Raw genomic sequence first — 12,553 nt, forward strand, 5'->3', positions numbered from 1 at the left:
ATACCTATAGTTTTATTCTTCTGATCCGAACATAACATTAAGAGCTTTTTTATGTATGGCTTTAAAGAATTACTTTATACATGGGGGCATCATATGTGCTGTGACGATGAATGGTTTGGAGGGGTTGTGCTAGGCTGTGGCTTACTGATTGTGCTGTTTATCGGCTGTTCCGGTTATTATGTTCATGGAGCGGGCTGGCATGGTCCCTATCAACATACCAAACAGGTTCAACAGCATGATCAACAAAAAAATAATCATAAAAATAATCACAACAGCCATAATACGAAGAACAATCATTAAGAGAAGAGAAACAGCCATGATCAGGGGTGGCTTCGGCCATCATGAATGATGGGCCCGACACCCTTATGCGATACATCGCTCTTATAAGTGCAATTAAGTGCAATGTATCGCCTGGGGTGAAACATCTATCTTTCATGATGGCCAAGGAACGTCCCTCTCTTAGCCCTGAAGTTCTGCCAGTAGGGCTGCGTAGTCGTGCCGATTGAGAGGTAAGACAACTTCGCAATGGCGCTGACTGGAATAGATCATAGCATTGGCCAATTCTAGCGCCATTCGTCCTTCTTCTCCTGCTGAGGTAAAGCTTTTTTTATGGAGAATAGCTTGATTAAACTCTTCATAGACTGCTGCATGATTGCCACTGCCACTGGTCAGGGGAAGCGAGACCTCATGGCTGGCAGGAACGGCCATAGCTTTGGGATGAGTGGCGATAAAATCAATCAGATCAGTTTCTAGCTCACGGAACGACACTATTCCATTGATGAGCTCTAGTTGCCCTCGTGTCCCTACAATCTTCAGGTGTTCAGATTGGTCCGCCTCAGCAGTACTAATATGTAGAGAGCCAAGTGCTCCATTTGACCACTCTAAAGCAGCCTGTACGGTATCCTCCGTCTCAATCTCATGCACCAGTCGACGGGTCCAGGCGAAAACACGCTCAGGCATGCCAACAAGATGGCAGAGCAGATCGAGATGATGAGGGGCCTGATTCATCAATACGCCACCACCCTCACCACGCCAGGAGCCACGCCAGCCAGCCGAACGATAATACGTTGCCGTCCGAGTCCAGACCGCCGTCATCTCAATATGTTGCAAACGGCCCAATCGCCCCTCTTGAATGACCTGATAAGCTGCACGAATCTCTGGACGTAAACGATGCTGGAAAACAACGCCAAGAAGGCGCTGGTGCTGCTGAGCAACAGCCAGCATCGCATCGGCCTCAGCGACCTGAATAGCAATAGGCTTCTCTACCAGCACATGACTGCCAGCTTCTAACGCATCAATTGCCAGACGAGCATGGAGCGGATGAGGCGTCATGATAACTGTGACATCAGGCTTCACCGCAGCGAGCATATCACAATGGTCCCGATAAAACTCACAATTAAGCTCTTTTGCTCGCTGTTGACCCAGGGCCTCATTGATATCTGAGATTGCTACGAGCTCAACGGAGGGGAGGTGTAGGGCTGCTCGATGCATGCCCATCACACCTGCCGCCCCACCAATAACACAATAGCGCAACCGTTCAGGGCTATCAGTCTGCACATCCATCAAAATGACTCCTTTGGCAAACTATTCTGATCACATATGGCCTTGTTTGGAAATCGACAGAGGGCCCGTGAATCCATCATTCGCCCAGGAGATGTTACCAATCACTGCACAAACGCTCCACACATACCCCTGCCGCTCCAAACAGGTTCTCTCTTCTTATTGTAGCTCATCGGTTATAGTTTAGCAGAAGAGCATCAATGAACGTTCTTGTAGCAGGCTCAATGTGTGCTTACAAGCGTTGCTTGCGCTTGCCTAAAGCTTCTTGTGCTGTGAGAAGATCAGAGCTGGTTGGTCCGGATGTATGCGCATCTGGTAAAGAGCGAAAAGGACTATCACTGCCTGGCTCACCGCTGACCTGATTATACCCAAGCTCAACAACCTGTTCTGGGCGCCGGGCACCACTGGGTGCCATCCCCGGAGGTGGTGGAGTTGAACGTGGGCCTGGTTTAGAAGTTGGCCATTCGGGGAAATGCGCCGTTAGCTGAGTAAGAGCTCCGGTAGCTGGGGCCACAACTGGCGCCTGCTGCTGCTGCTGAATTTGAGGCTGCTGCTGCACGATCGGATCTTGCTTTTTCTGCTGTACAATTGGCGCAGATTTCTTCTGCTGTGTCTGAGAAGGCTTTGCCTTTGATTTTGCCATGAACGCAATGCTCCTTTTTTGTGTCGCTCACTGCCACTACAATTTCACCTACTCAAGACAATCCATTCAGAAAAGATATGAATGGTTCAGGTTCTCGATTGTAGGAAGGGTTATTTTTTCTGAATGATACTCTCCAGAAAATAACAGAACTTGCGACTGAAAGATAGGTAAATATGAGAGGTGGATCTCATTGCCTATTGTACACTTTTCTATCCAGTCTGTGGGAGAGCAGATGCCAAAAAGAGGGAAAATTACCTACCAGATGGCTCTCAAATAGGTGTGTTCCCTTTCTGGGTTGCCTCAGCAATTGCGAATAAAGGGAGCGTAAACTGTTGAAAAAACTCCAGATGCTCATGTTCAAGGATGTAGAGTGGACTGAACAGAATACGAGGCAAGGGAAGGTTCAATGCTTGATCTAGAGCATCCATGGCTTCTTGCTCCATCTCTAATGAGGCATAGACAACTGCCAACCAGAAATGCACATCTTCCGACTGAGGTTTCACTTGCAATGCATGTTTCAGTTCCTCAAGAGCCTCTTGATAGGAGCCACGAATCCAGAGGGCCGTCCCTCGACAGACAAAGGGCAGGTCTTCGTGTCCATGAGCATCAAGCTGAGCATGGGCTTCCAGACGCAATGCCGTCTCCAGATTTGGTTTGCGCAAACACATTCCACACCATTCTACCATCCAGGCATGAGCAATCTTTCGCGGAGCGATCTGCCAGCTCTTGAATAGATCGGCCTGCCCTTTCTCGAAATTATTTAAATGGAGATAGGCGTACCCTCGCCCATGATAGCCCGCTGAGCCTTCCGGCTGGAGGGCGATGGCCTGATCATAATCTTGCACTGCACGACGAAATTCTTTGGCATGGATAAAACTGGCACCTCGATTAAGATAGAGCGTTTCCTCACGAGGATTGAGCATAATCGCACGTGTAAACTCTTGAATCGCGTTGCGATAATCTTGTATTCGATAATACATGACACCACGATTCTGATAAGCCCAGAAGAGATTGGGGTCCAGCTCAAGTGCCTTTTCTATATCTTCGAGAGCATGCTCATGATCGTTCATACTAAGATAGGTCGCAGCTCGATTGTTATAAGCCAGCACATAATCGGGTTTCAATTCAAGAGCTTTATGAAAATCAGGGAGGGCCTGATCGTAAAGACCAAGTTCTTTATAAGAGGAGCCACGCGCATTGTATACGTTTGCAGCAGTCTGATCGCGCTCAATGAACACGTCGAAATAGCTTATGGCCTGTTTGTACTCACCCATCGCATAACAGCTAAAGCCAAGGTATTTGTTCAGGCTATTTGAACGCGTCTTTAAACGGTGCGCCAGTTCAAAATCGTTGACTGCTTTCTTATAATTTTGTAAATGATAATAGGCCTTTCCCCGCTTGAAGCGTGCCTCTCCATACATAGGCATCAGTACCGTCAGCCAGGTATAGACAGTAATGGCCCGGTTATGATTCTCTATCTTCATCAGCATATTCCCTACCATATCTATCCCCGCAATGAGTATAAACAGCAGAACGACGATCCCACTACAGAAGCCAATGATAACCTGCATGCCACCCCCCTATGCTCTTCCATCGCTTATGAAAAATGTCAGCCTGAGCAGTTTCAAAGTGGATATATTGGCTTATCAATATCTTAATGTATCGAACCATTTACTGTCAATGCTTTTTTATAGATACATACCTGATTAAAGTGATATTTTAGATGAAAGACACTATTATTTATGTAGTCTTTACTATTCTAACGAATTGCCACAATAGATGACCATAAATATTGTCGAAAGAGAGATTGACTCTCTCCTGTCCGTTTCAAGTAAAAAGATGGGCCTCCCGCCGGGCAATGCTGTAAACACATGCAGAATGACTCTATGTGCTCACGTTAATGATCCTGTCTGGTCTGCTCCTGAAGCAGCGTCACGGCATAGTTCTGAAAGAACTCGGGCCGCTTCTCTTTCAGGATCTGAAGGGGCTGAAGCAGACCTGGCAGCAGGCCATAACGTACTGCTTGTTGGATCGCAACTGCTGCATCGTTATCTCGACCGAGGGTTGCATAGGTCATGCCTAGCCAGAAATGAGCATCTTCACTATCTGATGCAAGTACAATAGCTTGCTCCAATAGTTGTTCAGCTTCAACAAAAGATTCGCGGAGCCAGCAGGCTACTCCACAACAGATCATTGCCAGCACGGTTGCTTTATCCTCAGCCGCTCGCTGTTCCAGGTGCTCAGCCATCTCGGGATCTTGTTTTCCCAGGCAGAGCTTGCACCATTCCATCATCCAGCTATGACTGATATCATCCGGATCAAGCAGCCAGCTCTCAACAAAATCTTGATAGGCGGCTTGCAGATTACCCAGGCCTATATAGGCACAGCCACGATTATGATAGGCATTTGCATACTCAGGGTCCAGCAGCAGCGTCTGATCAAAATCTTTGATGGCGGCTGCGTATTCCTGCATATAAAAATGGGCCAGCGCACGATTATAGAAGGATTGTCGAATGCCAGGCTGAAGCTCAACAAAACGTTCGCTATCTTTTAAGGCCTTCTGATATTCCTTTAATTTTATATATACTGCCGCACGATTGTTATATGCCAAACCGTTCTGTGGGCTCAACATAATGGCACGATTACAATCATGCAAAGCATGCAGGTAATCTTCTTGTTGTAGATAGGCCCAACCACGCTGAAGATATATACGTGTATTACGCCGCGAGAAGGCTAGCAGGATGCTATAACCCAGAATATGCCAGCGGTAGTCTCTCGTATATTGGGCCACTATGGTTAGAAGAAGAGTAAAAGCTGGAATGAGCAACATAAACGTTGCGAAGAGTACTAATCCTGAAATTAATCCTATCAGTAGATAACCGTTGAAATTTTGAAGTTGACTGATACCCATACTACAACCTCCCTCATGCCATCCAGAACACTCATTACGCCAGGCACTCCTTATTAAATATGACGCATATAACACGATTTTATACCTATTATTTGCACTTGAATAGCACATTTATACTCTTGTGCAATTCATTGTCTAAATATATGATTTTTTGCCTTAAAATAAGACAGCTATAGTATTTTTAATCTATGTCTATTACGCAAAAAATATCCCTTTTATTTAATGAAGCTCATGTAAAATGGCCGAATATAGATTTTATTTAGATATTTATTTTTGTTATACATATTTTAGCGTACACTTTATAAAGGAGAGAAAAATTATCTTCTCTATTCCTCTTCCCTTCTTTTACGAATTTTTGAATCAGATACCCTTCTGATTCCTATTATTAAGAAGTCCTTCATTTCCTTATCTTAAGGAAATAGTATTCTCTTCACCAGGAGAATGGTCATATGAAAAAATTTCCCAGACTACAAAGAAGTCTGACACTAACGGGTGTAGCGCTATCTTTACTGTTGTTTCTTCTTCTTTTCTCTTTAGCTCCTTATTTACAGGTATATGCACATCCCGCTGCAACTCAACCCTCTCTTGGCACCGCTGCCAATTTCGCTGTGCTTGGTGGAAGTACCGTTACCAATACAGGCCCAACGGTGGTAACTGGCGATCTGGGAGTAAGTCCAGGGAGTGCGGTCACAGGTTTTCCTCCAGGCCTCGTGAATGGGACGATCCATGTTGCTGATGCGGTTGCATCGCAAGCACACAACGATGCAGCGGCGGCGTATGTGAATGCTGCTGGACAATCCTGCGATGTAAATCTGACGGGCCAGGATCTCGGCGGCAAAACCCTCACGTCAGGCGTCTATTGTTTCACTTCTTCTGCTCAATTAACTGGACAACTCACTCTCGATGGTCAGGGAAATCCTGGGAGTGTTTTTATTTTCCAGATAGGCAGCACTCTCACGACGGCGAGCAATGCCAGTGTATTGTTAATCAATGGCGCTCAATCTTGCAATGTCTTCTGGCAGGTTGGCAGTTCTGCAACGATAGGTACAGCCACGCAGTTTGCAGGGAACATTCTAGCTCTTGCTTCTATCACCTTCACGACTGGTGCTACCTCTAATGGTAGCCTCTATGCCCTCAATGGTGCCGTAACATTAGATACAAACACAATTACCCGCGCTCCCTGCACATTAACTCCCACTGTTACTCCTACGGTCACTCCTACCGTTACTCCTACTGTCACACCTACTGTTACGCCTACTGTCACCCCGACCATTACCCCAACGGTCACACCTACTGTTACTCCGACCGTTACTCCGACCGTTACCCCAACGGTCACTCCTACTGTTACCCCAACGGTCACTCCTACTGTTACTCCGACCGTTACTCCGACTGTCACTCCTACTGTTACTCCGACGGTCACTCCTACCGCTACCCCGACGGTCACTCCTACCACCACTCCTACCGCTACCCCGACGGTCACTCCTACCACCACTCCTACTGTTACCCCAACCGTTACTCCGACGCTTACACCAACTGTTACGCCTACGGTTACACCAACCGTTACCCCAACGGTTACTCCTACTGTTACTCCTACCGTTACACCAACCATTACTCCAACTCTCACACCAACAGTCACCCCAACAGTTACTCCTACTGTTACTCCAACTGTCACCCCAACAGTTACTCCTACTGTTACTCCAACTGTCACCCCAACCGTCACTCCAACTATCACTCCGACAACCACTCCAACGGTCACCCCGACGACCACACCAACAGTTACTCCTACCCCTACTGAAAATACTCCTGAGCTTTCAATTACGAAAACGAATCTGGGCGGAAGTCATTTCTATGTTGGGGATAAAGTTACGTATGTGATTACGGTCGCCAATTCCCCCACACATTCTACTGTCTCAACAACAATTACGGTCTCGGATGTAATTCCTGTAGGTCTCTATAACATTACCGTAAATGCCCCTGACTGGCAGGTATCGTTGAGTAGTAACTATAGCCCGGCTTTGATTACGGCTGTCTACATAGGAAATTATCCCGTTGCGTTAGGAGAGATCCTACCTCCTATTACTATTACCGGGACTTTAAACAAAAATGCTGTTCCTTATCTCACAGATACAGCAAAAGTTGATACGCTCAACATTGTTACGTCGCCTGATACTACAGCATCTGATACCGTTTTCGTTGCAGAACAACAAAATTTCCCTCACTGTACGAGCAACAATCACCAGAGTAATAATTGCAATGAGAACGGTAATGGCAATGGCAATAGCAACAATGGCAACGGTAACAACAGTCATGATAATAACGGCAATAGCAATGAAAACGGCAACAACAATAATGACAACAACGGCAATGGCAACAACAATAATGACAACAACGGAAACAACAATGGGAACAACTATCATAGAAATGGTGTTCCGGGGTTGCCATTTACTGGGAGTGATCCAACCATCCACTAACAGTATTCTGCTGTGACTGTATGCTGTTTGCTACACATCCGGATTTGCAACTCTTCAAAGAAAAGGCTCCCTGGCAATCTGGCAGGGAGCCTTTTCTTTGAAGGTCAGTGATATGTTTGGGTGGCAGATCAGTCTCAATCTAAGCCTTTTCCCTGTGCGGGATACCCTTTGCCTGTGGTAATGAGGCCGTGCAAACTTTCGGCGATTAAAGAGCTCCATGCGCCTGAACAGTTGTTGTAACATGCGAAGGTAGGCCAGCATGTGTGAAGAGAAGTTCAGCGTCGGGTATCTTTGCCACGAATGAGCGAGGTGAAGACTCCGATAGCCGCAATTCCTGCACAGACCAGGAAGGTTACACGAAAGCTACTCACAAATGTCTGCTGGAGAGCGAGTGTCTGGTCTGGACTCGCATGTCCGCTTGCTAACATAGCACCAGCCGCAGCTCCTCCCAGGCCCGCGAAGATGGCTCCGGCTAACGCAATACTCAGACTCTGCCCAAACACACGGCCCGTCGCCAGAAATCCCGAGGCGCTTCCCTGCAAGTCGCGGGGAGCTGACCCCAGCAGCGCACTATTATTCGGCGATTGGAAGAGCGACTGACCAATACCAATCAGAATCAGACGCCAGACAATATCAAAGATTGAGCTATGTTCATTGAGCTGGCTGATGAAGATCAGACCAAGACAGGCAATAGCCAGGCCACCAGATGCCAGCAACCCATCAATGGCGTGATCAGGGAGCGACACGGGTTCCCAGCCAGGAGCGTGACAGTTGGGTGGCACAGTATTTCGAGCTGCTGGCCACGGGTTTTGCAGCTCAGGCACCTCCCCCCGAAACGGAGAAAAGACCCAAGAAACAAGGACGACCCAAACAAAGCGCAGCCAAGAATTTGTTGGATGTGTTGCTTCTGCGTGGCGACGAGATCCTGGATTTTTTGGATGATTGTTCCTTGCCTTTCACCAACAATCAGGCGGAACGCGATTTGAGAATGATCAAAGTTCAACAGAAAACCTCTGGCTGTTTTCGCAGCGAAGAAGGTGCTACCGCCTTTTGCACCATCTGCAGTTATTTGTCCACGATGCGCAAGCAAGGACGTTCCATGCTTGGCTCTTTAGCTGCTGTTTTTCAGGGATCCCCTTTTCCTATTGCATGGGCACCTGAGTAGTTACTATCACTTTATATATATTAAAAGTATATGCGTATTTTTAATCCTATTAGATAAAGGATTCTTTTGCTTCCTAAGCGTTGCAACTCTTTCTTTGTTCTCAAAAAAAGCGTATAATTTTCCATAAGTACAGCGTCAGTCTCGTATGTTTGCGAATTCACATGAGCCAAGCAAAATTTGATAAAAAAGGGATATTGAATACAATGGACAAGTACTCTCTAACTCTACGCGAACTGAACCGTGCAACATTGGCGCGTCAACTTCTTCTTGAACGTGCGCCTCTTACAGCATCAGAAGCGCTCAAGAGGCTTGTCGGGCTTCAAGCTCAGCTTGCTAATCCACCATCAATCGGCTTATGGACGCGCTTAAAGTCATTCCAGCATGAAGACCTGAGCAACCTGATACAAGACAGGTTAGCCGTCCGTGCTACTACGATGCGCTCAACACTTCATCTTATGTGTTCTAGCAACTATATGATGCTACGCCCAGCTCTTCAACCAGCATTGACACATGCGCTGCACGCTTTCTTCCCTAAAGAGTCAAAAAGCATCGATGTCATACCGTTTGTTGAGGTAATACGTGAATATGTGCAGGAGCAGCCGCGGACATTTGTTGAGATACGTGCCAAGTTACTAGAGGTTTTTCCCAACACTGATCCCGCACTTATGGCCTATATTGTACGTACTCATCTGCCGCTGGTTCAGACTTTTCCAGGAGGTACTTGGAACTTTACAGGTAGCCCGACGCATGCTCTTGCCGAGTCTTGGATTGAAAAACCATTCGCTGGATCAGAAGAGAGCTTGCACTATCTTATTCTGTGCTATCTTGCTTCATTCGGTCCTGCCAGTATCAAGGATATCCAAATGTGGTCAGGGCTAAGTAAACTGAAAGGAGTTCTTGACGCCATGAGATCAGAGTTGTATACCTACCGTGACGAGCAAGGTACTGAACTCTTTGATTTGCCAGATATACCCTTACCGACCACGAATGCTTCAGCCCCTCCGCGTTTTCTGCCGGAGTTTGATAATCTACTACTAGCCTACGTCAACAGAAGTCGCATTATACCAGCGCCGTTCCACTCCTCTGTTTTTCTCACTGTTGGACGTGTGCGTGCCACATTCCTGGTTGATGGCTTCGTTGCTGGAACGTGGAAGGTCCAACGTGCGAAGGAAATAGCCAAGCTCATCGTGGAACCATTCGAATTGCTTTCTAAGTCAATTCGTTCCGAGCTGCTTATCGAAGGTGAGCGACTTATTCACTTCCTAGAAAATGATGCGAAATCCTTTGAGGTACAATTCGCCTGATGAAATGAGAATACTATGTACAGCCAGTGTGGTTACTTGCTTAAGGAAAAAGCCAATTTACAAAAAATAAAAGAACGAATAGATGAGCTTGACTTGAGTTGCATCAAAATGATGGGGATTTAACTTGGATCGGCCAGACTACAGTTTCATTCTGCCTCTTCTCACTTCTACCGTTGATTGTAAATCATGTTCCACTTTAATTTACTCTCTGCTCCGTATCAACCATCAAAACTTCTTATTAATTTTATAACGGTTAAATTTTTTAAGTATTATTTTACATAAATAAAATGTCATATAACGTAAATGTGTCAATGAACTTGAACACGAGTAGCTAATACGAACAAAAGTGAACCTCTCTTAATAGGATAATGATGATCAAATAGCCATCGATCTATTGCATTAGACTTTTGATAGTAGGCCTTTCGCAGTGGAAAATCTGGTTCAAGGTATAATGAACCCCAAAATTTAGTAGCCGTTGCAAACTCTATATGCAAGAGAGATGGCAAGTTACTGCGTAAGTCTGAGAGAGAGAAATGACGCTCGTATGGAGCAATCTCATATGAAGTCTCCGCGTACTGCTCTGTATTTATTTGGTGTTTTCGAGAACGGGTGAACCAATAGTTTAATCTCGCTAATCCGTTCTCGAGAGGAGTGAAAAACTTGAGAGCATACTCAGCATTCGGCTCCCGTATAACTAAACGCCCCCCTGGACGAAGTATACGTGCAATTTCTCTAAGCACAAATGGCCAATCTGGTGTATGGTGAAGTACACCAGAACACACTACTCCGTCACATGAACCTGTATAAAGTGGAAGATGCCGTATATCTGCGTATAATGGAGCAAGAGCAAGTGATGGAATTTTATGTACAGTTTTCTGAAGCATGCTCATGGAATGATCCACTGCGATTACTTTATTACCTGCTTTAACAAGATATTCTGCTACACGTCCAGTTCCACAACCAATATCAACGATGACTCCAGAACCTAGCATCTGTGCGATCCGTGGAACGATCCAACCTTCTGCTAAAGCTGTTTTTTCTTCAACAAGGTAATTATCATAATTTTCTGCTTCTATATCATGGTAAGCAGCATCATTCATTGATGTGTCATCATACGCAATGCTTACACAAAAAATATTATCCTCTACATACGCATCAGAAAAATCGAGAATATCTTTTAACCATGGGCGCCTTAAGTATTCCTGAGACTGTAATTCTTTTTCCATAGAGAAAAAATCCTTTTACTTATTAGTACGCGAAGAGATCAACTTCGAAAATATTTTGGTAATCCAAAAACACACGCAATTCCCAGAGTTAATAGTCCAGAACCGATGAGTGCTGATCGAGCACCTATCGCAGGTACAATAATCCCAGCGACAATCGTTCCAAGTGGAGATGCTACGCTAGTCATGGAACTCCAATAGCTACTTACACGTGCTAAAAGCTCAGGAGGAGATTCGCGCTGAATAATTGTCGCTATTATCGCAGTATATGGAGCATAAATGCAACCACCAATTCCCATAGCAATAATTGCTACTAAAGACAAAGCAGTTGCCCCAATGAGCACCACTGCTATACCCCATAATCCTACGATAGTTGCAGCAATCATAAATGAGGCTAGAGATCGTTGTAATCCAGCAACAAACCCTCCAAGTAGTGCTCCTATACCAAAACTGGACCATAGAATGCCTAGAAGAACTGGTCCAGACATACCTATTTGTGCCCCTAGAAATCGGGAATACAGAGGTAGTGCAACGACGATAGGTCCGTACAAAATGTGAAAAAAGCACGTAAGCAAAAATAATCCAGTAATGATACGTAATTGCAGGAGGCGCTTGAAAGGAATAGGAGGTAAAGAAGTAGAAGAAAAAGATGACTCTTTTATGCTAGTATCTACACTCGATAAAGTCCAAACAATCACACCAAAGATACCAAATGAAAGCGCATCCAGTGCAATAACATTAGCAGTACCAAAAACTACTATAAAAAGACCAGCGCAAGCTGGTCCTATAATAGAAGCTATTTGTGTCGCCATACTCAATAAAGAATTGGCAGGAAAAAGGTCCACTTGAGGGATAAGACTTTTAAGTAAAACTCGTTCCCCAGCTGCACCGATAGGGCGTGTGATAGCTGCGAGAATAAGTAATATCATATATATTCCCAAGGAGAGCAATCCAATAGAATGTAAGAAGACAATAGCACTGAGGAAAATGAAGCGTGTTCCACAATCGATCAGAACAAGAGTACGGCAATCTAGCTTACCTAGCCATTTTCCAAGTAGCATGCCGCTGACAGCTCCTGGGACTAGATAGGCAGCGCTGGTCAGCGCAATTGCGATGCCTTGATATGTTGGTGCCAACTCTATGGCCAGCCAAACGATAGTAATTTGGCTCATAGCATCTCCAATTGCTGAGAGTGTTGCGCCTAGCCAGAAGCGTCGAAACACTTTAAGACCCAGGAGATTACAGTATGTTTTTGGTATTATATTTAGCATCATTT

General features: G+C 45.5%; 11 protein-coding genes. 4 read left to right on the forward strand and 7 right to left on the reverse strand.

What is annotated here, in order from left to right:
- Positions 1-93: 93 nt before the first annotated feature.
- Positions 94-300, forward strand: coding sequence for a hypothetical protein (locus EL628_RS02130; protein ID WP_126578153.1), 207 nt, complete (start codon positions 94-96; stop codon positions 298-300).
- A 159-nt stretch (positions 301-459) separates the two neighbouring features.
- Here the strand turns inward: EL628_RS02130 and EL628_RS02135 are convergent, their stop codons facing one another.
- From EL628_RS02135 to EL628_RS02150, 4 genes are all read right to left on the reverse strand, one after another.
- Positions 460-1,563, reverse strand: a complete 1,104-nt coding sequence (locus tag EL628_RS02135) for a Gfo/Idh/MocA family protein (RefSeq protein ID WP_126578154.1) — start codon at positions 1,561-1,563, stop codon at positions 460-462.
- A 229-nt stretch (positions 1,564-1,792) separates the two neighbouring features.
- Positions 1,793-2,203 carry a hypothetical protein gene (locus EL628_RS02140; RefSeq protein ID WP_126578155.1) on the reverse strand — a complete coding sequence of 137 codons (411 nt, stop codon included), beginning with the start codon at positions 2,201-2,203 and terminating at the stop codon, positions 1,793-1,795.
- Between the two features lie 269 nt (positions 2,204-2,472).
- Positions 2,473-3,774 (reverse strand): tetratricopeptide repeat protein, encoded by a 1,302-nt coding sequence (locus EL628_RS02145; protein ID WP_126578156.1) that lies wholly within the window; start codon positions 3,772-3,774, stop codon positions 2,473-2,475.
- Between the two features lie 326 nt (positions 3,775-4,100).
- Positions 4,101-5,114, reverse strand: a complete 1,014-nt coding sequence (locus EL628_RS02150; RefSeq protein ID WP_161975212.1) for a tetratricopeptide repeat protein — start codon at positions 5,112-5,114, stop codon at positions 4,101-4,103.
- A 449-nt stretch (positions 5,115-5,563) separates the two neighbouring features.
- On the opposite strand from EL628_RS02150, the gene EL628_RS30290 reads away from it, so the two are divergent.
- A complete protein-coding gene (locus EL628_RS30290; RefSeq protein ID WP_126578158.1) occupies positions 5,564-7,585 on the forward strand; it encodes an ice-binding family protein in 2,022 nt (673 codons plus the stop codon).
- Between the two features lie 275 nt (positions 7,586-7,860).
- Here the strand turns inward: EL628_RS30290 and EL628_RS02165 are convergent, their stop codons facing one another.
- Positions 7,861-8,367, reverse strand: coding sequence for an MFS transporter (locus EL628_RS02165; RefSeq protein ID WP_161975213.1), 507 nt, complete (start codon positions 8,365-8,367; stop codon positions 7,861-7,863).
- Between EL628_RS02165 and EL628_RS02170 the strand changes: the two genes are divergently transcribed.
- The gene (locus EL628_RS02170) at positions 8,361-8,750 is read left to right on the forward strand and encodes an IS66 family transposase (RefSeq protein WP_161975214.1); all 390 of its coding nucleotides are present in this window, start codon (positions 8,361-8,363) and stop codon (positions 8,748-8,750) included. The two genes, EL628_RS02165 and EL628_RS02170, sit on opposite strands and share 7 nt — an antisense overlap.
- A 161-nt stretch (positions 8,751-8,911) precedes the next feature.
- Complete coding sequence (locus tag EL628_RS02175) at positions 8,912-10,054, forward strand: winged helix DNA-binding domain-containing protein (protein ID WP_126578161.1); 1,143 nt, start codon at positions 8,912-8,914, stop codon at positions 10,052-10,054.
- 308 nt (positions 10,055-10,362) lie between these two features.
- Here EL628_RS02175 and EL628_RS02180 read toward each other — a convergent pair whose 3' ends face one another.
- Complete coding sequence (locus EL628_RS02180) at positions 10,363-11,280, reverse strand: class I SAM-dependent methyltransferase (RefSeq protein ID WP_126578162.1); 918 nt, start codon at positions 11,278-11,280, stop codon at positions 10,363-10,365.
- 38 nt (positions 11,281-11,318) lie between these two features.
- A complete protein-coding gene (locus tag EL628_RS02185) occupies positions 11,319-12,551 on the reverse strand; it encodes an MFS transporter (RefSeq protein WP_126578163.1) in 1,233 nt (410 codons plus the stop codon).
- Positions 12,552-12,553 lie beyond the last annotated feature (2 nt).

The sequence above is a fragment of the Tengunoibacter tsumagoiensis genome (assembly GCF_003967535.1).
GTDB classification, from domain to species: Bacteria; Chloroflexota; Ktedonobacteria; order Ktedonobacterales; family Ktedonobacteraceae; genus Tengunoibacter; species Tengunoibacter tsumagoiensis.